The following is a 24,978-nucleotide window of genomic DNA, read 5'->3' on the forward strand; positions in this document are numbered from 1 at the left end:
TTAGAGCGGCCTTGTTTTTGGCTTCAATTGAACAATTTTAATTGTCATCCTCATCATCGTTGTCCTCATCATCGTCTTCGTCTTCGTCATCCTCATCATCGGAGTAGGAGCCGTCTTCGTCATCCTCGTCATCGGAATAGGAACCGTCTTCGTCATCCTCATCATCGGAATAGGAGCCGTCTTCGTCATCCTCGTCATCGGAATAGGAGCCGTCTTCGTCATCCTCGTCATCGGAATAGGAGCCGTCTTCGTCATCCTCATCATCGGAATAGGAGCTGTCTTCGTCGCCATCCCCGTCATCGGAATAGGAGCTGTCTTCGTCGCCATCCTCGTCATCTGAGTCAGACTCGTCTTCGTCATCTTCATCCTCGTCATCAGAGTCGGATTCGTCTTCGTCATCTTCATCCTCGTCATCAGAGTCGGACTCGTCTTCGTCATCTTCATCATCAGAGTCGGAATCCGCGTCTTCGTCTTCTTCTTGATCATCCTCATCTTGTTCTTCCAAATCAATTTCATACTTTTGGCCATTCTGGAGTTCAAGTTCTACTTCCTCGACATCGTCCCAATCGACACCATCGATCCATTCCTGAAGTGATGATCTCTTGTCGGCATTTACGCCGCTGTCAAGCAAGTCATCATAGCTGTATTTGGAAGTGCTGCCATCCGTATATTCGACTTCAATCTCATCAATATCATCTAATTCATACTTGGACAGCTCAGCTTCGAATTTATCTAAGTTCGCCAATTCCATCAGTTCCCCTCTGCTAGAAGATCGAAACTTTGTAAGTTTCATTCTTATAGTATGTTTTTCATAATAATATGATTGGGTTAATGCATGAAGATAAGCGTGGATGTTGCAGCTTTTTTGTAAAATTACGTGAAGTACAGAAGTATATTTTCCCTATTGATTCACAATCGCCCTTCCTAATAGTTATCCGAAATCATATTTTAATGCATATCGACGAAAGACAAGGAGCGAACTTCTATGAAGGGATTGATTCTTTGTGCAGGTAAAGGCACTAGGCTCCAACCTTTTTCGAATGTTACTTCCAAAGTGTTGATTCCGATCGCTAACAAACCGCTACTATTCTATAGTATAGAAAAGCTGCTGGAGCTAGGCATTCAAGAGATCGGTATCGTTATCCAACAGGCACATGAACCGTTGTTCAAGAGCATAATAGGAGATGGCGAACGATGGGGAGTATCGATTACTTATCTCTATCAAGCCAAAGCACTAGGAATAGCAGATGCAGTCAAGCAGGCGGAAGGGTTTATTGGTTCTGATCCTTTTATTCTTCTTCTAGGTGATAATTTAATTGACCAGACGCTTACTGGCTTGCGCGATTCGATTCTATTGGAGCAGCATGACGGAGCATTATTGTTAGGAGAGGTTGAGAAGCCTCAGGATTATGGCATCGCCGAGATTAAGGAGCAGCATATTATCCGTTTGGAGGAGAAACCCCTTCAACCTAAATCAAACCTTGCGATTATGGGGGCCTACGCATTTACTTCAAAAATATTTGAAGCTGTGCATGCGATTGTTCCCTCCAAGAGAGGGGAATATGAGATTACGGATGCCATTCAATGGTTAATCGAAGCCAATTATGCAATTTCCTATGATATCACTTACGAATCACATACTGATGTAGGTACGATAGATAGATGGCTTGAAGCAAATCGATGGGTTCTCCAGCAAATGGCTGGTGAAGGTGCACTTCTGGCAGGGCAGATTGTTGATAGTGCAAATCCACAGAGCCCGCTAGTTCTGATTGATCCTTCAAGCAAATTGATAGAATGTGAGATTGGCCCCTTTACTACGATAGGTCCCCACGTTTATTTGGAAAATTGCCGTATTGAAGATTGTATTATACTCGAAGGCGTATCCTTAAAAAATGCGAGCTTGAAAGGCACAATCGTCAGTCGAGATTACTGGGCACAGTCCACTCGGGAGGCGTAACCATGAACATATTAGTGGCAGGTGTTGGTTATGTCGGTACAACAACCGCATTGCTATTGGCTGAGCTGGGATGGAATGTGATAGGCTTTGATACGGATAAGTCCAAGGTGTCCACTCTTTCAAGTGGAACGCTTCCCTTTTATGAGCCGGGTTTGGACAAATTACTCCATACGCAGCTTAATAAAGGCAATATCCGATTTATATCAGACCCTGTGCAAGCGATCCAGGAATCTCAAGTGATTTTTATATGCGTAGGTACTCCTTCACAGGAAGATGGGAGCGCAGATTTACAGTATATCCGCAGCGCTGTCACTATGATCGGTACCTATATGCAGGAGTATAAGCTGCTTATTATGAAGAGCACGGTGCCTGTAGGTACTCAGAATCTGGTGACACAATGGATTTCAGAGGCTCAAAAGAGCCCGCTTCCATTTGATGTCGTTTCTAATCCTGAATTTCTGAGGGAGGGTAACGCTGTATATGATGCGTTTCATCCTGATCGAATCGTCATCGGCACTGATTCTAGCGCAGCTGCCCAGCAAGTAAGAATGCTGTATCGGGATATTGATAGCCCCTATCTTGTGACCACGCCAGCAACTGCAGAAATGATCAAATATGCGGCTAATGCTTTTCTGGCAACTAAAATTTCATATATGAATGAATTAGCCCGGCTCTGTGACCAGCTCAACGTATCTATTACGGATATTGCAGCAGGGATCGGATACGATGCTCGGATAGGAAAGTCATTTTTACAGGCGGGTATCGGTTACGGTGGTTCTTGTTTTCCTAAAGATGTAAAGTCGCTCTTGCACATCGCTAACAATCATGGCAGCAGTCTAGGGCTGCTGCAGCAAGTTGTTCAAGTAAATGAGACGCAGCATCAGTATTTTATGGAGCAAATAAAGGCACACCTCGGCATCATCGATAAAAAGGTAATTGCGGTGCTTGGGTTGGCGTTTAAACCTGGTACAGATGATCTGAGAGAAGCTCCTTCGCTGAAGCTTATCACACAGTTATTGAAAGATGGGGCCCTCATCCAGGTACATGACCCAGTAGCCCGACTGCCGGAAGCTGCTCGCCAAGCTCATGTACGGCAAGTAAAGTCGGTGAAGGACGCGATTCACGGAGCTGATGCGGTTGTCATTTGTACAGAATGGCCTGAGTACGCTGCAGAAGCATGGCAGGATTTGGCGTATGAGATGAGGAATACAGCTGTATTTGATGGCAGAAACATGTTGGATGGAACACAGATGAAAGCATGGGGTTATCATTATTACGGCATCGGGAACGGGTGATTGGCATGGCGAAGATCATAGTAACTGGAGCTGCTGGTTTCATCGGTTCTCATTTATGTGAGGAACTGCTTCGTAATCATCAGCATGATGTTGTGGGGATAGATGCTTTTATTGATTTGTCAACACCAACGTGGATACGCAAGCGCAACCTTCAGCATTTACTTGAGAACCCACGATTTACCTTCTTTGAAGATAATCTGCTCACTGTACCATGGGAGCAAATTTTGCATGAAGCTGATGTCGTGTATCACCTGGCGGGAATGCCAGGCGTTAGGTCCAGTTGGGGACCTGATTTTGTCCACTATACCGATCATAATATTACGGCTACGCAGCGGCTGCTCGAAGGATGCAAACAACATGGCATTAAGCGATTTCTGTTCGCTTCAACCTCATCGATTTACGGTGAGAAGAGTGGGAAAGTTGACGAAAGCGCAACAACATTTCCATTGTCGCCTTATGGCATTACCAAATTAACGTCTGAGCATCTTTGCCGGGTCTATTATGAAAATGATGGGCTGCCTGTCGTTATTTTGCGTTTCTTTACCGTATATGGACCAAGGCAGCGTCCAGATATGGCTTTCCATCGGTTCATCAAGCAAATGTTTGATCGGGAAGAGATCACGTTGTATGGAGACGGCACACAAAGCAGAGACTTCACTTATATATCTGATTGTGTAAGAGCGGTTGTTGCTGCAGGTTTTGCGGATGAAGTTATCGGGGAAACGATTAATATCGGGGGAAAAGAGCGAGCTACTATTAATGAATGTATTGCGTTGTTAGAACATCTTTTTCAATATAAAGCATCGATTAAAGTGGCTGGGGGCATTTACGGGGAGCCGACAAGCACTTGGGCGGATATTACAAAGGCAGAGCGCTTGCTTGGATATTCCCCTGCCATAGATCTGGAGACAGGGCTTTTACTTGAAATAGAGCATCTAAAGAAATTATATCAGTATGTAAAGTAGCTTGGCATTGCAGTGCGATTAGCGGGTTATCCTACTTCTTGACAGACAGTGCGTGCAATCGTCCGAATTTGTTGGAGAGGAAGCCCTCGCAGCTCTGTTGGAGCTGCAAGGGCTTCAATGCTGTTGGGTTCTATCTCTGGCTGATATGCTAAGAGCTTATAGTTGCTAGTAAGCTATCCCAGTTATCCCCATACAGACAATATTTCTTGAGCTACCCGATCCCAATGGAACCGTTGTTCTGTGAGCCTTCTGCCACGAAGGCCCATCTGCCGTGCATGGTCCATATTGGATAGCAGCTGATTTAACTTCTCCGCATACTCCAGTGGACTGTCAGGGTTCGTAATTAACAGGCCATTATCATTAATGATAACTTCAGGATTACCGCCGCGAGCAGTTGTTAGAAACGGAAGGCCTGCTGCCATTGCTTCATAGTGCACGCGTGCCAGAGGTTCATCCCAGATTGAGGTGCATACGAACACATCTGCGGCGCAGAACCAGCGGTGCACATCGTGTGCTTCCACATATCCAGTTGTCACAACAGGCAGCGATGCTCGTTCAGCTAATGAGCGAATATAGGCGATGTAGTCGCTGACACGATTATCGCTGTACCAAGCTCCGCCAACGACGACGAGCACAGCGTCAGAGTGCTTCAACTGGGACATCGCACGTACAAGCACATGCGGCCCTTTATTTCTTGACAATCTACCTACGAACAGAATTACCTTCTTGGATTCAAGTTGATGCTGAGCGCGTAATACTTGGCGTTCATGGAGGGCTGTTTGTGATTCCATCCATGGGGCAAAACGATCCAAGTCTACCCCTGAGTATATCGTTCTGAGCTTGGGTTGTGCTTGCGGATAGTAGCGTAGAATTTCATTGCCAATAAAATTACTGATTGTAACAATGCGCTCTAGGGTAGTGATCACCGCCTGAGCTTCCTCTGGGTGAATTTTGGCCGGATTAAACATGTCATTGTGCATGCTGAGTACGATACGGGATTGGGGTGATGTGTTACGAACGGGGAGTACCAATCGTGGCCGATTAAAAATGTGAATGAGGTCGTAATGCTCAGTGCGTTGATTCAAAAATTGAACGACACCTTCTGCATACTTGTCAAATATTCCATCTGACGGTACTCGTACATAGCGAATGCCATTGACAACCTCATCAGGGAGCAGTTCAGGATCTGATCTACCAAGGATCGTCAACCGGTGATGAGCACTTATTTTCTGAGCGACACCGCCTATATAAGTCTGAATAGCACCGCCCCTAATATTCGGGACAGGGAGCTTCTCAGTGCATATGATCAGCACGTTCATGCGGGCTGTTTCCTCCTTTCGTTAAGCGGTCTTTCGAGTGTTTCGTTTGGTTTTCTGAAGCGTGGTTCTATAGGGAGATGCAGGGCGTTTGGAGGGGAGTGATTTTTTTCTTTGTTTTTGCAAGCGACCGATATTTTTTTTGGACGGGGACGCTTTTGTTGCTTTTCGTCGCTTGATGATTAGGCTCAGTGCCGATTTTTTTCGGGAAGCACTCTTTTTCTTTGATCCTGAACGCCGGAATATCGTAGTTGAATTTCGTGAGGATTTGCGCCGTCTTTTCTTAGAACGGACTAATAATTTAATAGGGGCAGCAATGATTGGCCTTATCGGGGCTAGGGTAATTAGACCTTGGGCAACAGGCACCTCTGAAAGACCGACAGGGGGCACTTCTGATAACTCGCTGCCCGCAATAAGTGTACTGGCCAGCGAAGGTGCATTGGCTGCTTCATTTACAGGCACTTGTAGCTGAATTGGCTGTTGTTCATGTGGTGGAAGAGCGGCTGCTGGTGCCTCTGCTGCAACAAATGGAGGCGATACAGGATTATCGCTAACGTTAGTAAAATCAAAGAATGGAGATTGGTCTGTGGCGACAAAGCTTCCATCTTCACTAGGAAGTGCGAGGCTCCATTGTTCTGGAACGTATTGCGGCTCGTAAGTTCCTAACGGATACTTTTCCTTGTCTGCATACAGCTCCTGCAGCACTTGCCACTTGGTGGATTCGGTTGCCAATACTCGTTGTAAGATTGGCATCAATTCTAAATTGAGGAAGTTGACAGGATCAAATACCATTTCCTTGACGTGTTTATAAAATTCATTCGGAAATGCCATATCGATCCACAGAATTTCAAACATTTGCTGATCAAATGGATTGCCGAGATGATAGGCCTCGATCATTCCGCGAATCCAGGTAATATCCCAGACTCCCATATCATCCATTGTGCTCGTAATAATTTTACGAAGGTCACGGAATGGGAGATCATAAGAAACGCCGTCGAGGTCGATAACCCAGATGCCACCAGGGCCCATTTGGCCATTTGACCAGCCGTAATCCTGATGGGCAAGGCCCCAGTGTGGTTCGCCCATGGCGACCATATTGGCATATTCTGAGTTATTCAGACGTTCTAACGCTTCTACAGCTTGTCGTTCAAAATCATCAACGACTTGCAGCAGCGGCCCACTTCCCGCTGTTTCGTTATATGCCTCGGCAATATGACGAAACCAGCCGATCTTTGCTATTATTTTTTGATAATATTTGATCCATCCGTGTAATCTTGAGGATTTAGAGGCGCCTGCAGGCGGTTTATATCCTTTTGTCCATGTATGGAATTCGCCAAGTCCTTGGCAAAGCTGAGCAGCACCTTCCAGATCAATTTTGGATGCTGGCACCAACGTTTCGATCCAGTCGGTAACAATCCAACTTTTGCCACCAGCCTCAACATACAGCCGTCCATCTATCGTTGGAATGAGTGCAGGCACTCTTGCTCCTACTTGAACCAGATATTCCTGGGCACCTACGCTGAACAGGCTTCTTTGCGGATGACGATGGAGAACTTTGATGCTGCGAGGACCTTTATCTGTTTCAATTTTCCAGATTGCGCCACCCTTGTCTGGCTTAGAAGTGATCAGCACCATACTGGATACTTTCATATCGTATTGTTCCATTACCTGTCTGCCTAGTGCTTCAAGCTCAGGGGGCACATACTGTTCCAACACTGTGCCAGGCGAGACGGTAGTAATATGATCCCAAGGTTCAATTTGATACTGTTCCAACATTTTACCTCCTATCCCGACATCGTTAATCGGAAAGAGCTTTTTGGAGTTGCATAAATAAATTTAATAATTCTACTAATGGATGAAAGAGTTTGGGTTCCGGATAAATAGGACATGGATTCTTGAACCGATCAATGTTCGCATAGTCGTTCCGCTCCTTACCGTTTCCCCGAAAAGCTAAGAAACGTAACGGTATGCTTAAAAATTAGTGTTTTCACCCCATTCAACCTAAGTTTGAGCTTGATGCCAGATGAGAAGGTGTTTATATCCTCTTCACAGGCGTAAATCTTTATTTATATACATATGACCATTTGATTAGGGTTGAAATGTACATTCGTGGAATTTATAAAGGTAGCTGACACATTTTCTTGGTGACACATGATGAGTGCTTGTCAACTTTATTGCAGAGGATGCTCTTATGTGCCTACATTCAGTGCTGGAATTGGAGCTTGGACGATCTGGGTAAATGGAATGCTACCCGAAATTGGCGAGGAACACGAAAAATGAAGGCTCAACATTCGGGGTACAGAATTATAATATCCATAATAATTATATATATACAATATCTACAATATCTATAATACCCACAAAAGAAAACCCCTCATCTGCAAGGCAGATGGGGGATATAAAAATCGGCGGATCGTATATTAGGGGATAAACTTGCGCGATACTTTTTTGCCGTCGTAAGTAAACAACACCGTCTTCTCCTCGACTTTGGTCTCAATATGGACGGATTTGCCCCATAACGTATAAACGTAGGGAAGCGTTCGTTCTAAGTATTTGAGATCAAGCTCCACAGTTTCGTATTGGTGCTTGATATATAATTCTCCTGTTCGCTGGTAATCTCCGTCTTGTACGACTAAGTAAGGAAAACCACCGTTGACACGTGAATAAACCAGTTGATCACGAATGTTTTCCCATGATTTATCTGTTATTTTCCAATCAGGGCCTTTCTTTTCAAACACATATAAATCCAGATCGTCTGTCAATTTCTTGGTTAAATAGTTACGGATAAACGATTGGTCGGAATCGACCTCGCGTACTTCGAATATTTTGGCACGTCCTTGACCGGGTTCTCGACCGAGCTTTTCTTGTTCGATGGAGGTTGGATTATCCCATCGATGTTCGATATCTTCGAAAATTTTAAGACCTAAATAATAGGGATTCAAGCTGTGTTTGGAGGGCTGTACAACTGATGAGTTAAGCTTGGCATATTCGAAAGATTCTTCCGTTGTCAGATCCAGCTCACGCAAAATACGTTGATGCCAGTAGGACGCCCAGCCTTCATTCATGATCTTAGTCTCCATCTGTGGCCAGAAATAAAGCATCTCGTCGCGCAACATGGACATAATGTCACGCTGCCAATCTTCCAATACGGGCGAGAACTCCTGAATAAACCAGACGATGTCCTTCTCAGGCTCAGGCGGGAATATTTGCTCTGGGCTGTCCGTACGCCCGTTGGTTTTTGTTCCATTAGCTTTGTCTTCGAGCGACCAAAGATCGTCATATTGTCCGGGCTGCTTCGGTGGTTCTTTGTCTTTTTGTTCTTTCATCTTAAGCTCCATGTAGCGCTGCTTGTCAAGCTTCTGCGGGCGAATAATTTGTGGATCAACATGTTCTTGAATAGCCAACACGGCATCAATAAAGCTCTCTACAGCTTGTGTGCCGAATTCTAATTCGTAATTCGAGACACGTTCAGCGGTAGCGGACATGCTTTCCACCATATTACGATTGGAGGTGGAGAATCGTGCATTGTTTTTAAAAAAGTCGCAATGGGCGAGTACGTGGGCGACGATGAGTTTGTTCTGGATGAGGGAGTTGCCGTCCAACAGGAACGCATAACAGGGATTGGAGTTGATAACGAGTTCATAAATTTTGCTTAGACCGAAGTCATATTGCATCTTCATTTTGTTAAATGTCTTGCCGAAGCTCCAGTGATGAAAGCGGGTAGGCATCCCGTAAGCACCGAACGTGTAAATAATATCAGCCGGGCATATCTCGTACCGCATCGGATAGAAGTCCAGTCCAAAGCCGGTAGCAATTTCTGTTATTTCAGCAATCGCCCGCTCCAGCTGGCGAGTATCGTCTTGTTTCATGTCGCGATCCCTCCGAGCTCTAAATTACGTTTCATACCATATGTATGGCGGAAGTAGGGGGGATATGTGCAGGTTGAGATGATATCTTTTAGTGATTCGGCAATCAAATTTGCCGCCCGCAATAACCTAATTGGTCATTTTTTTGGATTACGCAGTTACTACGGCCCGAGAGGGACGGGACAGAGCTCCTGATAATAGATATGTTGATCATAGTTGTGTATACGCCATATTAGAAATGTAGGATGTTGGATGAGTGTAGGGTTCGCAGATGCAAACGGAAAATAGGGTTAAGGTGCTCTAAAGTCTCACTGCGATCCAACTCGCAATACGGTCCCAAGTCAGACAGCGAACTAAGATCACACACACGGCAATCTAATGCTGGAAAATAAACTAAAGTTACACAAGGAGCTAAGGTTAGGCAATGATCGAAGGTGGCGCAACGAGCTAAAGTTAGACAATGATCGGAGGCGACCCAATGAGCTAGAGTCAGGCAATGATGGAGGTGACCCAATGAGTCAAAGTTAGGTAAAGATCGAAGTTGTCCCAGCGAGCTAGAGCTAGACAATGATCGAAGATGACACAACGAGCGAAAGTCAGGTAAAGATCGAAGGCGACTCAATGAGCTAGAGTCAAGCAATGAACGAAGGTGGCACAACGAGCTAAAGTTAGACAATGAACGAAGGTGGCACAACGAGCGAAAGTCAGGCAAAGAACGAAGGTGACACAACGAGCGAAAGTCAGGTAAAGATCGAAGGCGACTCAATGAGCTAGAGTCAGGCAGTGAACGAAGGTGACATAACGCCCCAAAGTGAGACAATGATCCAACGCCACAAAGGTATCTGAAGTTATTAAATCTGGGATCTTTGGAGATCTAAAGTCCCAGACAGAGCCGTAATTACAGAAAAAAGAAAAGGATCTCCAGGCTAAAATATTTGATAAGGCGTAAAACCCGCCTTAAGTGACCCTCAAAGCGGCGAAATAAGCAAGATAAGCCGGGATATCATCCTTATGCCGTTGCTCATCGTAAGATGATAGCTAAGGGAAAAGGAAGCAGCAATGAGGCTTCCAAGCCACTTCCAAGCGGGCAATAAAGCCGATGAGGGTCATTTAAGGCGTAAAACCCGTCTTAAGTGACCCTCAAAGCGACGAAATAAGCAGGATAAGCCGGAATATCATCCTTATGCCGGTGCTCATCGTAGATGATAGCTAAGGGAAAAGGAAGCAGCAATGAGTCTTCCAAGCCACTTCCGAGCGGGCAATAAAGCCGAAGAGGGTAAAACAAAGCGTAAAACCAGCCTTAAGTGACCCTCAAAGCGGCAAAATAAGCAAGATAAGCCGGAAAATCATCCTTATGCCGGTGCTCATCGTACGATGATAGCAAAGGGAAAAGGAAGTAGCAATGAGTCTTCCAAGCCACTTCCGAGCGGACAATAAAGCCGAAGAGGGTAACTTAAGCGTAAAACCAGCCTTAAGTGACCCTCGAAGCGATGAAATAAGCAAGATAAGCCGGGATATCATCCTTATGCCAGTGCTCATCGTACGATGATAGCTAGAGGAATAGGTCGCGTCTTTTCTCCATATAATTTCGATTCACTGTATAGGAGCGAATTCGCATCTTTCCACCTTTATGCGGCAGGAGCATTTGCTTTACCACCATCCTTTTTAGGAGGGAGCGAGCTTTTTCTTTTCCGACATTTAGAAAATGACATACATCCTGCGGGAGTAAATCTCGATCCAAATGGGCCGCATAATGCAAAATTTCATTTTCCAAAACTTCATGGGAGCTAGAATGACCAGTATCATATCCTTGGTACCAGGTTCCCATGAATTGTTGAAGGAGTTGCTCACACATGCGAGGTTTATCGTGAATATCGTCATAGGAGAACCGTAAAATACGCCATCCGTCAATGATCAGATGGTTTTGTCTGATAAGTGAATCGGAAAACTGCCACCGTGTTACTTTAGCATGATGAGGACCATAACCATCAATTTCAATCGCTAATCGCAGTGGGAAACGTATGTAAGCAAAGTCAAGAAACCTGCTCCCATCCCGATAATCTTCAACCTCATATTCAGGATATAAATGTTCTAAGCTTTTAAAGGCAGGATACCACGCTTTTTCAAGAAATAATTGTTCTGCGTATCCGTGCCCTTGCATTAGCCTCATTTTCCGATTACCGCTGCTTTTTTCGAGTGCATCAGCGAACCATTTTTCATACATCGATTCATATGTCATAGATTTCACGTCCCCTTAATAGAAATAAAAAACACCGTCACCCAGATCAATGGAAACATATCCATCAACAGGGAAACGGTGTGTACTTCACAACCAAGAATACTTTTATGTTAGGTTCATTATACTCAGGTTATCAAAACGATATATCATTAAATTCACCGGCTATGCCAAGCAGAACTTGGAAACCAAATATTGCTTGTAGAACTGAGCTGTAGAACTATACTGTAGAAAAGTACTATAGAACTGAACTATAGAACTGAATTATAGAACTATACTGTAGAACTTAGCTATAGAACTAAGATGTAGAACTGAACTGCAAAACTGAACTGAGCTACAGAACAGAGCTATAGAACTTTGCTATAGAACTGAGCTATAGAACTATACTGTAGAACTTAGCTATAGAACTGGACTACAGAACTGAACTGTAGAACTGAACTATAGAACCAGTTTGCGAGTTAAATAGCACCTAAACAGGTCCATAGACCACCGCATCTTTTCGGGTAAATTTAACCATCCATGTATGAGCAAAGTTACTTACTTTTCAATATGCTCATCGAACCAACGCACAATATGGTTAAGGCGCTGCACCCTCAAGCCAGGGTTGCCACCACGTGACAGCTCGTGATTGGAGGATGGGAAGCGAATAAATTGAGTCTTCTTGCCAAGGCGCTTAAGTGCAATAAACAACTGTTCTGCTTGTTCGATCGGGCAGCGCAGGTCATTCTCGCCATGTAAGATTAGCAGTGGAGTCTGAACTTGTTCCACATAAGCAAGCGGGGAATGCTTCCACAGCCTCTCCAAATCGTTCCACGGATTACCACCAATCTGGTCTTCTGTGAAGAAATGACCGATGTCGCTTACACCGTAGAACGAGATCCAGTTGGAGATAGAACGCTGCGTAACGGCTGCTTGAAAACGATCCGTATGGCCCACGATCCAGTTGGTCATAAACCCGCCATAACTGCCTCCTGTGACTCCCAATCTTGACGAGTCAATAAAGTCATAAGTGGATACCGCATAATCTACCGCTTCCATCAAGTCTGAATAATCCTTGCCGCCATAATCGCCGCGGCATGCATTGACAAATGTCTGGCCGTAACCATGCCCACCTCGCGGATTCGTGTATACCACAGCATATCCATTTGCGGCGAGTAGTTGGAACTCATGCATAAAGGTGTTGGCATACATGGCGTGCGGACCACCGTGAATCTCGAGCACAGTTGGCACCTTAGTGCCTGCTGTATATCCAATTGGCTTTAAAATCCATCCTTGAATGTCCCATCCGTCACCAGCTTTAAACCAGAATGTTTCAGGCAAGCTGATCTCGACTTCGCTAAAAAGAGCTTCGTTGCAGTTGGTTAACCGAGTTTCCATCTTTGCTTCTATATCCCATGCAAATAAATCGCCAGGGTGAGTGAGATCGGCAGACGCAACGATTAGCTTGCCGTTGCGAGCATCGGCAAATTGGTAAATTTCGCGATCACCGGCTGTAATGACTTCATAGCTGGAAGCATCAGCAGCGAAGCGGGCAATGTGCACATTGCCTTCGGATGTAAATAACGAATAAATGCTGGAACCATCAGCAGTAAAAATTGGACCCGTAGATGCGATATTGGATCTCATGTCGCTGATCGCACCATGGCCAAGTGGACGATCCAAGTCTGCGCTGAGGCAAGTAATTGAGCCGCCTGCGGCAGGAATTGAGTATAAGCGTACAATCGTAGCGTTATAGTAGGAGCGGTCGCTCGCAAAGAAGGCGATGCAGCCTCCATCTGGGGAATAAGCAAGATCATAGATCCCCCATTCACAAGTCGTAAGTTTGCGCCGATTGTGTCCTGCTGCATCTATGACGTACAGATTGTTAGATAGGATGAGATCCGGATCTATATCGTGATCATCCATTATTTTAGCTGTAAAAGCGATCTCATTCCCATCGGGAGACCAGGCAAATTCTCCGATATCGTAATGACCGGAAGTAAGTTGAAGTAGATCGGTGCCGATATGTCCTATGTTGTACACAAACAGATGAGATCGCTTATTGTTCCATAAACCGCCGGCATCGGATTTGTAATTCAGCCGGTTAAATATTGCTGCCTGTAAGCCAGCTTTGCCGCCGTTAGCTGGCTGCTCGTCCTTTCCGCTTGTCGACGCGTTGTCTGCGCGGACAGTGGTTGAAAGGGCATTATCCTCAGTATGTTCTACATCTGTATGTTCTACAGATGAACGGATAAGTATACGTTGTCCATCAGGAGACCAGACGAAGGAGTTCACACCGTGGGCAAGATCAGTCAAACGTTGCGCTTCGCCACCTAATGCGGCAATTATCCATATCTGCGGCTTGTCCTCATATTGACGCAGAAAAGCCAACTGTGTACCATCAGGAGACCACGCTGGCGAATGATCCTTATCTCCAGAAGTAAAGGGAATATCGCCGCTGCCATCCTGTTCCATGAGACGTATATGCGAGCGATAACCGCTATTCTCTTCATTTACAGACTTCGACACGTAGGCAATACGTCCATTAAAAGAGCTAATAACAGGATCGCTTAACCATGTTAATCGATATAAATCTTCTGAAAGCATACCTCGCTTGTTCTGCATTGACACATCTCCTTTGATCTAATCTTGTAAAATGAAGTAAATGGAAGTTTCCTAAGGTAGAATACTGCTCTCTAACCATAGTATCCCAAGAAACAGCGAGCAGCAAGGTACTGTGGCAGTTGATATCTTTTTCAATTTCATTAAAACCATGGCATCAGCAGCATAGTGATTGAACGAATAGCTTAAGAATTAGCAACCGTTCTTTATCATAAGACAACAATTAAAGGCGCAAGACATGAATGGAGCAATCCATCGGTCGTCAGATCGCAGATGCCCCGTTCATATCTAGTTAGCCGTGTAAAGTTGGACGTTATCGGACAGCCGCGGGCTGTTTTTTGAAAAAGTGCTTCAATGCTTTGTATACCTCTGTTTTTTCTTTAATGACGTAGTACATAAAGTTCGGAATGTTGATATTCCGATACGCAGACATGAGTGTACTGCTGCGGTTATATTGGTTCACTTCGCCGTAACCGAACATATTCGTGCGCTTTAACAGTTCACCGATTAGCTTCACGCAGCGTTCATTGTCGCTTGTCAAGTTGTCGCCGTCTGAGAAATGAAAAGGATAAATGTTGTAGCTGGCAGGTGGATAGCGGCGATCGATTATATCAAGCGCCTTAATGTATGCGGAGGAACAGATCGTGCCACCACTTTCTCCGCGAGTAAAGAACTCTTCCTCGGTGACTTCCTTTGCCTCTGTATGATGGGCTATAAACACGATGTCTACCTTTTCATACTGTTTGCGCAAGAAGCGGGTCATCCAAAAGAAGAAGCTGCGCGCACAGTATTTTTCGAAGGAGCCCATACTTCCTGATGTATCCATCATCGCAATGATGACTGCATTTGATTGTGGCTTAATAATTTCTTCCCACGTCTTAAATCGCAGGTCATCTGGATTAATACCATGTATACCAGGCTGACCGGATAAAGCATTGCGCCGCATATTTTCAAGAATCGTACGCTTCTTGTCAATGTTGGACATAATCCCTTTTTTGCGAATATCGTTAAAGCGAATCTCTTTCACTTCAATCTGCTCTTTGTCCTTAGGACGCAAATGGGGAAGTTCCAGTTCATCAAATAACATGCCTTCAAGCTCTGCAATGCTGATCTCCGCTTCAACTACATCTGCTCCAGGCTGATCACCCGCTTGCTGCCCTTTGCCGGGCCCTTGTTCTTTATCAGTTCCAAGCACGTCGCCTACTTTACTGTCGCCATCTCCTTGGCCTACATGTTTCTTCTTGTTAAAATTGTACATAAAACGAAATTCATCCAGGCTGCGGATTGGAACTTTAATAATTTGCTTGCCATCCGACAAAATAATATTTTCCTCGGTGACCAGGTCTGGCAAATTCTGCTTTATCGCTTCGCGCACCTTCTGCTGATGGCGCGCTTGATCTTGATATCCTTTACGATGGAGCGACCAGTCTTCACGGGATACGATAAATAACGGTTCAGTCATGATGCTCCCCCTTCCAGATTAGCAACAGGATGAATCCCTGCTGTAAGTTCTTGTTACACAATATATTCACGAACAGGGGAGTTATGAAGGGCAGCAGGAGAAAGTGTGATGTATAAAGGAGTCACACCAATTAATAAGTGCTAGGATTAAGGTTAGGTACAGCATTATTACATAGTTCAAAGGAGCACACAGATGAATCCAACTTCACGGATATATGAAGAGCTCACATTAGAGCAGATTACAAAAATAATGACGGAAACTTTCGACCTCCACACGGAGGTGTTATCTTGTTCATTGCTAAGTGGAGGATTGTTTAATACGACTTATTTAATTCATACGATACGGCCAGAAACTGCAGTCGTGCTGCGTGTAGCCCCGATTCACCATGAGCTGCTTCTAGACTTTGAGAAGACGATGATGGGCGCAGAGACACATATTTATAACCTTCTGGCGACGAAGGGAGTTCCCGTTCCTAAAGTAATAATCTGTGATGAGTCTTGTGAAGTGATACCACGAGTGTACATGGTCATGGAATATATTCCGAGTGTGCCCATGAATGACCCCACTGTTCCTGAGGATGTAAAAGCAGCGTTACGTCGCAGCTTGGGTCAGTACACATCACGAATTCATGAACTCACAGGGGAAAAATTCGGTTGGCCAACTTCAAGACAAGGTATTAGAGGTAGTGAGAGCTGGTCACAAGTCATCTTGCAGTTTGTAAATGAGTTAGCAGGAAAGTCAATTGTTCATGGGGTGTTTGAACAACAGGAAATGGACGTATTATTAAACCTTTTCCGATCAAATGAGCGCATTTTTGATGAGATCACAACTCCTGTGCTTGTTCATAATGACCTATGGGATCCCAATGTTCTGGTGAGTGAACAACATAATGTGTGGGAGATTGCCGCGATTATTGATGCGGATCGCTCGATGTATGCCGATCCTGAATATGAATTTGTATTATGGGACAATAATGCTGACTTTATGGAGGGATACGGTAAACCGTTGGATATGTCTATCGCTGCACAAACACGAAGAGAAAGCTACAAGCTGCTGCTTGCTGTTATGAATGCTTATGTATTTAAGGTTGAATACAACAATAGTCCAGCTTATCTAGACGCAAGAGAGGATGTGCTTGGCCGTCTTGAAGCATGGTCTTCATCTCGAAAGTAAACAAGAACGTACCCGTTACTGAGCGGGTACGTTTTTTTAATTATGACGAATTTGTAATAATATTCATCTGTTTACATTAAGTTTTAAATGAATTCAGGTGTGGAACATGTTACGATTTGTAAGAATTAAAAAACGAAAGCCGAAGCTCATGAATGAGCACGGGGGAACCAACATTGGGGTGAAATCGCACATGCGATAGGGGAATCTCTTAACCCGAACCCGTCAGCTAACCTCGTAGGCTGCAAAGGGAGATGACATCTTTGAAGAAACAGATGCAGAAAGTCGTAATCGTGGGTGCACTTGCACTTGCTCCAGTATTATCCGCAGGCTCGGTAATGGCTGCACCAGCTAGTAATGCAGATTGCAACGTTAATAACAATATTAAGGTTAATAGCAATTCGCAGCAGGGTACGCAGAACACGATGAAGTGGAACATCAACGGACAAGATTGGTCTGCACTACTGTCCAAGTGGTTCCCACAGTTCAAGCAAGACGGTCAACAGCAAGGGAACAATAACAATTCCGGCCAAGTGAAGGTTGAACAACCTAAGCAAGGGGGAACTGAAAATAAGGGCCAGCAGCAGTCGCCTAACGGCAGCACAGAACAGAACAAGCAGGAGCAAGCTGCAAATGTATCCGAGTTTGCAAAGCAGGTAGCTGAGCTCGTGAACAAGGAACGTGCTGCAGCAGGACTAGCTCCACTTAAGCTGGACAATAAGTTGTCTGAAGTTGCGATGAAGAAAGCAAAGGATATGTATGATAACAATTACTTTGATCATCAATCGCCAACTTATGGTTCGCCATTTGACATGATGAAAGCTAATGGAATCCAGTATAGTACTGCCGGCGAGAATATCGCTAAAGGCCAACGTACGCCAGAAGAGGTCATGAACGCTTGGATGAACAGCGACGGACATCGCAAAAACATTATGAACTCAAGTTTCACTACAATTGGTGTGGCCTATTATAATGGTGAATGGGTACAGCAATTTACGGGCTAAGCTTACTTTTAAATACCTTTTACACTCCTCCTGTATGATATAAGAAAGGCTGCATCTACTGCGATTTTGTCGCGGATAGGGCAGCCTTTTTCTTCGATTTACACAATTTCCATGAGGTCTTCACATAACCTTTTCATAATAATGCGGTTCTATTAACAAATGTTTTTCATAATAAAATAGTCAGAGAACACACGAGAGGCTGCTGCATGCAGGAGCTGGCCCAGGATATCTTCTATCATGAATGAACTGTTCTGCATATGGAATGATTGATAATTGATGAGGAGGCGATGAATAATGAATGTACGGACAAAATGGAAACGTCATTGGTTCAAGTTAGTATTGGCAGTCGCGATTACATTACCTGTATTCTCCTTTGGAACAAATCCGCCCGTGTATGCAGAGGGGCCATCCGATCCAGCACCTTACATTAATGCAAAAGGCACGCCTAATGGCAAAAAAGTGTTGTTTGACAATACACATGCGCAAACTGCTGGAGCTGCAGACTGGGTTATTGATGGTGGGTTTTCCGATTTTGCAAACGGCATTGCGAATAAAGGTTATGATGTAAAGGAACTGCGCAAGTCAACCGCGATTACATACAATGATCTCAAAGATTATGATGTATTTGTAATTCCTGAAGCAAACATTCCATTTAAAACAACAGAGCAAGCCGCGCTGCTGCAATATGTGCAAGGTGGAGGCAGCATCTTCTTTGTATCGGATCACTATAATGCAGATCGTAACAAAAACAGATGGGATGCTTCCGAAGTGTTTAACGGCTATCGCCGTGGTGCTTGGAGCAATCCAGCCCAAGGAATGAGTGCAGAAGAAGCAGGCTCTGCTGCTATGCAGGGCGTTGCCAGCTCTGACTGGCTTTCCGACAACTTTGGTGTTCGCCTTCGTTACAATGCGCTTGGTGATGTTAATGCTACTCAGATCGTACCTTTAAGCCAATCGTTTGGCATCACAAATCAAGTAGCCAGTGTGGCGATGCATGCGGGATCTACGATTGCCATCACCAATCCGAACATTGCAAAAGGAATTGTATATGTCCCAACCCTCTCAAGCAGCCAAAAATGGCCGAATGCGGTTGATCAAGGCGTATACAACGGCGGCGGTATTGCGGAAGGTGCATATGTAACGATTTCCAAGGTTGGACAAGGAAAAGCGGTTGTCATCGGAGATTCTTCTCCAGTGGAAGACGTATCACCTAAATACAAAAGGGAAGAGAACGGACAGACTAAAAAAACGTATGACGGATATAAAGAGCAGGACGATGCTGTACTGTTGATGAACGTCATTGATTGGTTAGCTAATAAGGAGACGTATACAAGCTTTACGCAAGTTCCAGGCTTCCAACTGGATACAGCAACAAGCTTGCATCCATTTGAGACACCTGCTAACAGTACGGAACCGCAAGCTGAACCATGGGCTGCACCAGCAGCAGGTTACAAGTGGTGGGATGCTACCACATTCAAAACTGGCTCATATGGTGCTCAAGGTAATAACGGAGGCGAAATACCAACAGGCACACCTTCGATGACACATCCTGCAACGGTGCAAGCAGGTGTGCCGTTTGATGTGACGATTACGGTGACAGGTCTTGCACCTAATAGTTCGGTAACACTTCAGACTGGCGTATATTTGGTTGGTGGTGTTCAAGTTGGTCAGGTGCAAAATGCGGATGGCTCATGGCCAAGCGGCTACGGCTATACGGCAAGAACTTTCACGGCTGATAGCAGCGGTAACGTAGCACAAATTATTAAAGTACGGACGCAAAGCGGAAAAACGGGAGCTGCGAGCATACGTTTACGCAAAGACAGCAGTAAAGTATATCAAACAGATTCCATAACGATTAACTGATTAAACGGAAGCTCATGAAAAGCCCTTATTGCTGCGGCCATAAGGGCTTTCAGCTGTTTCGACTTAGATTCAACCATACGTCGATGCTTCTTCGTAAAGAGGATTCTTAGTGAGGAGAAGTTATTTTAATATAGTAAGGAGTTATTACATGTCTAACATTCCACATCATGAGTCTGGTAAGCTTGCAATTCTTCACACCAGTGATATCCATGGGACGGTGCTGCCGTACCGATATGCGGATCAAATGCCGATAGAAGCAGGTATTGCCAAAATATCTACTGCGATTAAGCAATTAAGACGTCAATATGAAGAAACGATATATGTTGATAATGGAGATCTGCTGCAAGGTACTCCGTTAACCTATTATCACGCACGTATGAAATCCAGTCTGCCTAATCCATTAATAGCGTGTATGAACTTGCTGCAGCCTGATGCTGCTGTGGTAGGCAATCACGAATTTAACTATGGAATTACCTATTTGAGGCAAGCAATGAAAGAATCCAAATTTCCGTGGTTAAGCGCTAATTTGCTTGATGAGACGAATGGTGAACCGATATTTGGTGTTCCTTATATGATTAAAGAACTCTCCGCGGGATTAAAGGTTGGAGTGCTGGGATTGACGACATCCTATATCCCGAATTGGGAACTGCCGCAGCATATTGTGGGCATTGATTTTGAGTGTGTTGTACGAGCTGCACAACGGTGGGTTAAGGTATTGCGTGAAGAAGAACATGTAGATCTGGTTGTCGTGTCGTATCATGGGGGTCTGGAGCGTGATATGAACAGCGGAGAGTTAACAGAACCAGATACGGGTGAAAACGAAGGTTATAAGCTGGCTGCAGAAGTGCAGGGCATTGATATATTGCTGACTGGACATCAGCACCGGGTTATTGTAAACGAACGCATTCAGGGCGTAGTAATTGCACAGCCGGGTTCACACGGACAAGGTGTTGGCTGTATCGAAGTGCAGATGGAGCGTGTTGACGAGAAGTGGATAGTGAGGGCTGTTTGTTCAAAATGGATTGAGGTTGCCGGTATGACCCCAGACAAGCATATCATCGATCAGGTAGCGCCGATCGAAGCCGAAGTGCAGGTGTGGCTTGATCAGTCGATCGGTCAAGTGGAAGGTGATATGACAGTTACAGATGCCGGCCAAGTTCGATTATCAGATCATCCGTTAATTGAATTTATTAATCGGGTACAGATGGAATACGGCCAGACAACGATTTCCAACACGGCGCTGTTTGATGATACGGCACCGGGCTTTGTTGGGCGTATTACGATGCGTCAAGTACTAGCGAACTATATTTATGCGAATACATTAAAGGTGATTCGAGTGACAGGACAAGACATTTGGGATGCGCTTGAACAGACAGCGTCTTACTTTGATTGTACTGAACAAGGCAGTGAACATATTCGTATTAATGAAGCGTATTTGTATCCTAAGCCTCAGCACTATAATTATGACATGTGGGAGGGCATTGAGTATGAAATCGACATCTCACGTGCAGTGGGAGAGCGGATTACGAAGCTTCTAGTAAGCAGTAGTGGACAACAGATCGATGTGCACGGTACTTATGACGTCGCTATGAACCATTATCGCGCTGCTGGCGGAGGCAATTACGCCATGTTTGCAAATAAGCTCACAGTGTTGGATGTGCCCACAGATATTGCAGAGCTGATAGCGGATTATATTATGCAGCGAGGAACTATATATTCGACGCTAAATCATAACTGGCGGGTAGTGACCTGATATTAGAATTGCTCATTTGGAATAAGCCAGTAACGTCCCGTATCACTAAAGGATGAAGCCGTCACAACCCCAGATAACAGCAGCTTAGGAGGGTGAGCGGCTTTTCCTCATTAACACGAACCTTCATCTTGAACAATGATCTTCCTGCTTCCCCCTCTTAAGAAAAGGAGATATTAGGAGACATAGTACGGCCTAGGCTAGAAATAGTGCAGCCACAATATTGTAAAATCTCCATTCGATGCCGTAAACGCACGCCTTAGATTAATTTTGACCATCGATCCGAGCACAAGTCAAAGCATAAGCGAGGCGAGTAGAAAGTCATCTACGGGGTGAATTACCAAGACTTTCTCATATCACAACCTCTCCCGTCAAACTATGACAACGCTTTCAATTGGAATTCTAGCGTGTAATTCTGGCAGATAAATCGCTTAGGGACATATTACGCTTGCTGGACTTTGTACTTAGATTAATCATAAAGTTCACACAATTAACTGATTCACAAAAACGACACAAATGATATAGTTATATTAGAGTGTACTGCAGTAATTGTTGTTTGCTTGGTTTATGGAAGGAAGAGTGGAATGCGCTTACAAACGAAGTTGATGCTGCTTATTTGCACCCTGCTTATTATCGTTATCATTGCTCTTACCGGGACCTTTCATCATTTATGGACCTCCTCGCTTAAAAATAAGATCGGAACAGAAGCCATTCATTTAGCGAAGACGATAGCTAGTCTCGATGACATTCGCCAAGCTTTTGATTCCGACAATCCTACCTCGATTGTACTTCCGATTGTTGAACGCATACGTATGGAGACAGGGGCAGAATTTATCGTCGTTGGAGATCGACAGGGTATCCGCATTGCCCATCCACTTGCGGACAGGATTGGCAAACCTATGGTCGGCGGCGACAATGAAGAGGTGTTCCAAGGCAAGTCCATCATATCGGATGCTTGGGGCAGTATGGGTCGTTCATTGCGCGGCAAAGTTCCAATTTACAATATGGACCATAAGCTTGTTGGCGTTGTGTCAGTCGGCTTCCTCATGGCGGAGATATCACAAGATGCGGTTGCCTATCAGACCTATATGGTTATTCTGGCGCTGCTTGCTATTCTTCTTGGTAGTCTAGGCTCTATCTACATAACAAGAAATGTGAAGAGGTCTATTCATGGCTTGGAGCCTGCTGCGATTGGACGACTCTATCGCGAGAAAGAAACTTTAATCGAGTCTATTAAGGAAGGTATTATTGCAGTAAATGAGGAAGGGAAAATTACAACCATTAATCAAGCAGCTTTCGAGCTGATGGGGCTGCGTGAACGGCGGTTAATTGGTTCACATATATACGAGCTGTTTCCACAGACCTGCTTAATGAATGTCATTCAATCTGGACAATCGCAGTACAACGTGGATATGAAGATTGCCGACAGGGTATTGGTTGCTAACCGTGTGCCGATTATCGATACGAATAATCAAGTGATTGGGGCCGTATCCAGTTTCAGAAGCAAGTCAGATCTATATGATCTTACGGAGCAATTATCCCAACTGCGCAATTACGCAGACGGTTTAAGAGCGCAGACGCATGAGTATTCAAACAAGCTGCATCTTATTGCCGGTCTTATACAGTTAGAATCCTATCAAGAGGCGCTGGATGTCATCTCGAAGGAATCGGATATTCATGAAAGTTTTACACAATTTATAATGAGTGAACTGCCAGATCCGATACTTGGCGGATTGTTGATTGGCAAGTTTAATCGCGCGCATGAAGTGGGTGTAAATCTGGTTATGGACCCTGCTAGCTGTTTTAAGGATGTTCCGGCGCAGATTGATCGCTTCAAGCTGGTAACTATTATTGGGAACCTGATTGATAACGCGCTTGAAGCGGTGCTTCAGGACGAGCGTGAAGATAAAGTTGTACACGTCATGATTACCGACTGGGGCCAAGAAGTTATCATTGAGGTGGAAGATTCGGGGGTAGGGATTCCGAACGGCGTAGGAGAACAGATTTACCACTTGGGATTTACGACAAAGGCAGGGGAACACCGAGGATTCGGCCTGATATTGGTAAAGCAGGCGGTAGAAGAGTTAAGGGGGATGCTTATGCATCACGCTCGAGAAGATGCACCAGGTACTGTTTTTACCGTTGTTATCCCGAAAATGGACTATAAAGCTGATGATGCGGGGGGATCTGCTTGATTCGAGTCTTGATTATTGAGGACGATGTTCGAATTGCTGAAATTAATCGGCGTTTGGTGGAAAAAGTAGCTGGCTACTCAGTGGTAGGAATTGCTACGGATGAGCAGCAGGCGAAGGAACAGCTTCAAATTTTAATGCCTGACCTTGTGCTGCTTGATATTTATTTTCCTGATATGTCGGGAATGGATTTTCTCCGTTATCTGAAGCAGCGCCAAAGTTATATTGATGTCATAATGATTACAGCAGCCAAAGATATGAAATCTGTGCGTGAAGCCATTCAAAGCGGTGTATTCGACTTTATTATGAAACCGGTCATTTATGAGCGGATGTTCGAAACGCTCCAAAAGTATAAGCAATACCAGCATGACATTAAGATGTTGAGTCAGCACAACAGCAACGTCAGTCAACAGCAAATTGATGCCTTGATGCGAGGCAGAATAGAGCTGGCGATGAAAGACCCTTATTATCCGAAAGGAATCGATAAGCTGACGTTGGATAAGGTATTAACGTATGTGCGTTATTTGGACGAAGGCTTGTCTGCCGAACGATTGGGGCAGAGTATTGGTATTAGTCGATCTACAGCCCGGAGGTATTTGGAATACTTGGTATCTGAAGGGGCGTTAAGAGCCGATGTGCAGTATGGATCGGTGGGGCGTCCGGAGCGGGTGTATCGTATAATTTGAGCAGGAAACAGTGGAAAATGGAACCTAAAAATATTCGATTATTTACTGATTTGACGTATTATAGAAGAAGTTGTGAAAGGAATGTTGAGTTATTATGAATTAAGGACCGAAATCAGGAATAACATATGGTAAATCGAAGCCAGTTCATAGTAAGATAGAATCGTAAAATCAGTATAGAAAATATTGTCGAAATAGATGCTGGAGGAGCTAACATCATGTTACGACGTTATGTTATGTTGGGCAGTATTAATGCTGGATTGTCAGTAGCGTTGGGGGCTTTTGGTGCACATTTGCTGAAATCCTTATTGACCCCCGAAAGAATGGCAACATGGGAGACCGCCGTTCAGTATCACATGTTTCATGCGCTTGCCCTGCTATTGATTGCCATAATGGCTGATCGTTTGAACAGCCCGGCGAAGCTATTATGGGCTGCAAGGCTTATCTGGATTGGCATAATTATTTTCTCGGGTAGTTTGTACATTCTTTGCTTATCAGGTAAAGGGGTTCTAGGTGCGATCACACCGATTGGTGGAGTAGCATTTATTGCCGGCTGGGTGATGCTCGCATTAGCTGCGCGACGTTCTTCCTAATGGATTAGAAGAGCGATTACGATGC

General features: G+C 44.7%; 17 protein-coding genes and 1 riboswitch. Of the genes, 10 read left to right on the plus strand and 7 right to left on the minus strand.

What is annotated here, in order from left to right; genetic code table 11:
- Positions 1 to 37 precede the first annotated feature (37 nt).
- The gene (locus QP775_RS15425) at positions 38 to 793 is read right to left on the minus strand and encodes a hypothetical protein (protein ID WP_285107346.1); all 756 of its coding nucleotides are present in this window, start codon (positions 791 to 793) and stop codon (positions 38 to 40) included.
- Positions 794 to 985: 192 nt separating this feature from the next.
- Here QP775_RS15425 and QP775_RS15430 point away from each other — a divergent pair, with 192 nt between their 5' ends.
- From QP775_RS15430 to QP775_RS15440, 3 genes are read left to right on the plus strand one after another with little or no spacing between them, the layout of a single operon-like run.
- Positions 986 to 1,957 (plus strand): sugar phosphate nucleotidyltransferase, encoded by a 972-nt coding sequence (locus tag QP775_RS15430; RefSeq protein WP_239326193.1) that lies wholly within the window; start codon positions 986 to 988, stop codon positions 1,955 to 1,957.
- A gap of 2 nt (positions 1,958 to 1,959) precedes the next feature.
- Complete coding sequence (locus QP775_RS15435) at positions 1,960 to 3,252, plus strand: UDP-glucose dehydrogenase family protein (RefSeq protein WP_285107349.1); 1,293 nt, start codon at positions 1,960 to 1,962, stop codon at positions 3,250 to 3,252.
- Positions 3,216 to 4,217 (plus strand): NAD-dependent epimerase/dehydratase family protein, encoded by a 1,002-nt coding sequence (locus QP775_RS15440; protein ID WP_285107351.1) that lies wholly within the window; start codon positions 3,216 to 3,218, stop codon positions 4,215 to 4,217. The genes QP775_RS15435 and QP775_RS15440 overlap by 37 nt, the downstream gene beginning before the upstream one ends.
- A 182-nt stretch (positions 4,218 to 4,399) precedes the next feature.
- On the opposite strand, the gene QP775_RS15445 is transcribed toward QP775_RS15440, so the two are convergent.
- From QP775_RS15445 to yhbH, 6 genes are all read right to left on the minus strand, one after another.
- Positions 4,400 to 5,536: a glycosyltransferase family 4 protein gene (locus tag QP775_RS15445; RefSeq protein WP_285107353.1), complete on the minus strand. Its 1,137-nt coding sequence runs from the start codon at positions 5,534 to 5,536 to the stop codon at positions 4,400 to 4,402.
- A 21-nt stretch (positions 5,537 to 5,557) separates the two neighbouring features.
- On the minus strand, positions 5,558 to 7,306 hold the full coding sequence (locus tag QP775_RS15450) for a CotS family spore coat protein (RefSeq protein ID WP_285107355.1): 1,749 nt from the start codon (positions 7,304 to 7,306) through the stop codon (positions 5,558 to 5,560).
- A gap of 647 nt (positions 7,307 to 7,953) precedes the next feature.
- Entirely contained in the window at positions 7,954 to 9,402 is a 1,449-nt protein-coding gene (locus QP775_RS15455; protein WP_285107357.1) for a SpoVR family protein, read from the minus strand.
- 1,549 nt (positions 9,403 to 10,951) lie between these two features.
- Complete coding sequence (locus QP775_RS15460; RefSeq protein ID WP_285107359.1) at positions 10,952 to 11,638, minus strand: DNA-binding response regulator; 687 nt, start codon at positions 11,636 to 11,638, stop codon at positions 10,952 to 10,954.
- Positions 11,639 to 12,172: 534 nt separating this feature from the next.
- A complete protein-coding gene (locus QP775_RS15465) occupies positions 12,173 to 14,239 on the minus strand; it encodes a S9 family peptidase (RefSeq protein ID WP_285107361.1) in 2,067 nt (688 codons plus the stop codon).
- Between the two features lie 310 nt (positions 14,240 to 14,549).
- Positions 14,550 to 15,698 (minus strand): sporulation protein YhbH, encoded by a 1,149-nt coding sequence (gene yhbH / locus QP775_RS15470; protein WP_285107363.1) that lies wholly within the window; start codon positions 15,696 to 15,698, stop codon positions 14,550 to 14,552.
- A gap of 192 nt (positions 15,699 to 15,890) precedes the next feature.
- On the opposite strand from yhbH, the gene QP775_RS15475 reads away from it, so the two are divergent.
- The 7 genes from QP775_RS15475 to QP775_RS15505 all read left to right on the plus strand — a co-directional run bounded on the left by QP775_RS15475 (position 15,891) and on the right by QP775_RS15505 (position 24,953).
- Positions 15,891 to 16,871, plus strand: coding sequence for a phosphotransferase family protein (locus QP775_RS15475; RefSeq protein WP_285107365.1), 981 nt, complete (start codon positions 15,891 to 15,893; stop codon positions 16,869 to 16,871).
- A 127-nt stretch (positions 16,872 to 16,998) separates the two neighbouring features.
- Positions 16,999 to 17,127: riboswitch (cyclic di-AMP (ydaO/yuaA leader) on the plus strand.
- Positions 17,123 to 17,872: a CAP domain-containing protein gene (locus tag QP775_RS15480; protein ID WP_239326214.1), complete on the plus strand. Its 750-nt coding sequence runs from the start codon at positions 17,123 to 17,125 to the stop codon at positions 17,870 to 17,872. Its footprint overlaps the riboswitch before it by 5 nt.
- 294 nt (positions 17,873 to 18,166) lie before the next feature.
- Positions 18,167 to 19,735 (plus strand): motility-associated ABC transporter substrate-binding family protein, encoded by a 1,569-nt coding sequence (locus QP775_RS15485; protein ID WP_285107368.1) that lies wholly within the window; start codon positions 18,167 to 18,169, stop codon positions 19,733 to 19,735.
- 148 nt (positions 19,736 to 19,883) lie between these two features.
- The gene (locus QP775_RS15490) at positions 19,884 to 21,488 is read left to right on the plus strand and encodes a bifunctional metallophosphatase/5'-nucleotidase (RefSeq protein ID WP_285107370.1); all 1,605 of its coding nucleotides are present in this window, start codon (positions 19,884 to 19,886) and stop codon (positions 21,486 to 21,488) included.
- A 581-nt stretch (positions 21,489 to 22,069) separates the two neighbouring features.
- Positions 22,070 to 23,680 carry an ATP-binding protein gene (locus tag QP775_RS15495; protein WP_239326219.1) on the plus strand — a complete coding sequence of 537 codons (1,611 nt, stop codon included), beginning with the start codon at positions 22,070 to 22,072 and terminating at the stop codon, positions 23,678 to 23,680.
- Positions 23,677 to 24,363, plus strand: coding sequence for a response regulator (locus QP775_RS15500; protein WP_239326221.1), 687 nt, complete (start codon positions 23,677 to 23,679; stop codon positions 24,361 to 24,363). Before QP775_RS15495 ends, QP775_RS15500 begins: the two co-directional genes overlap by 4 nt.
- A 215-nt stretch (positions 24,364 to 24,578) precedes the next feature.
- The gene (locus QP775_RS15505) at positions 24,579 to 24,953 is read left to right on the plus strand and encodes a DUF423 domain-containing protein (RefSeq protein WP_239326223.1); all 375 of its coding nucleotides are present in this window, start codon (positions 24,579 to 24,581) and stop codon (positions 24,951 to 24,953) included.
- Positions 24,954 to 24,978 lie beyond the last annotated feature (25 nt).

Source organism: Paenibacillus sp. UMB4589-SE434, assembly GCF_030226685.1.
Classification (GTDB): domain Bacteria; phylum Bacillota; class Bacilli; order Paenibacillales; family Paenibacillaceae; genus Paenibacillus_B.

What these genes read in the sequence shown, in the direction of transcription:
- QP775_RS15485 (WP_285107368.1), top strand. Translation starts at nt 18,167, where the DNA reads ATGAATGTACGGACAAAATGGAAACGTCATTGGTTCAAGTTAGTATTG.
- yhbH (WP_285107363.1), bottom strand. Translation starts at nt 15,698, where the DNA reads ATGACTGAACCGTTATTTATCGTATCCCGTGAAGACTGGTCGCTCCAT.
- QP775_RS15465 (WP_285107361.1), bottom strand. Translation starts at nt 14,239, where the DNA reads ATGCAGAACAAGCGAGGTATGCTTTCAGAAGATTTATATCGATTAACA.
- QP775_RS15440 (WP_285107351.1), top strand. Translation starts at nt 3,216, where the DNA reads ATGGGGTTATCATTATTACGGCATCGGGAACGGGTGATTGGCATGGCG.
- QP775_RS15495 (WP_239326219.1), top strand. Translation starts at nt 22,070, where the DNA reads ATGCGCTTACAAACGAAGTTGATGCTGCTTATTTGCACCCTGCTTATT.
- QP775_RS15445 (WP_285107353.1), bottom strand. Translation starts at nt 5,536, where the DNA reads ATGAACGTGCTGATCATATGCACTGAGAAGCTCCCTGTCCCGAATATT.
- QP775_RS15430 (WP_239326193.1), top strand. Translation starts at nt 986, where the DNA reads ATGAAGGGATTGATTCTTTGTGCAGGTAAAGGCACTAGGCTCCAACCT.
- QP775_RS15460 (WP_285107359.1), bottom strand. Translation starts at nt 11,638, where the DNA reads ATGACATATGAATCGATGTATGAAAAATGGTTCGCTGATGCACTCGAA.
- QP775_RS15490 (WP_285107370.1), top strand. Translation starts at nt 19,884, where the DNA reads ATGTCTAACATTCCACATCATGAGTCTGGTAAGCTTGCAATTCTTCAC.
- QP775_RS15455 (WP_285107357.1), bottom strand. Translation starts at nt 9,402, where the DNA reads ATGAAACAAGACGATACTCGCCAGCTGGAGCGGGCGATTGCTGAAATA.
- QP775_RS15435 (WP_285107349.1), top strand. Translation starts at nt 1,960, where the DNA reads ATGAACATATTAGTGGCAGGTGTTGGTTATGTCGGTACAACAACCGCA.
- QP775_RS15475 (WP_285107365.1), top strand. Translation starts at nt 15,891, where the DNA reads ATGAATCCAACTTCACGGATATATGAAGAGCTCACATTAGAGCAGATT.
- QP775_RS15425 (WP_285107346.1), bottom strand. Translation starts at nt 793, where the DNA reads ATGAAACTTACAAAGTTTCGATCTTCTAGCAGAGGGGAACTGATGGAA.
- QP775_RS15480 (WP_239326214.1), top strand. Translation starts at nt 17,123, where the DNA reads ATGACATCTTTGAAGAAACAGATGCAGAAAGTCGTAATCGTGGGTGCA.
- QP775_RS15505 (WP_239326223.1), top strand. Translation starts at nt 24,579, where the DNA reads ATGTTACGACGTTATGTTATGTTGGGCAGTATTAATGCTGGATTGTCA.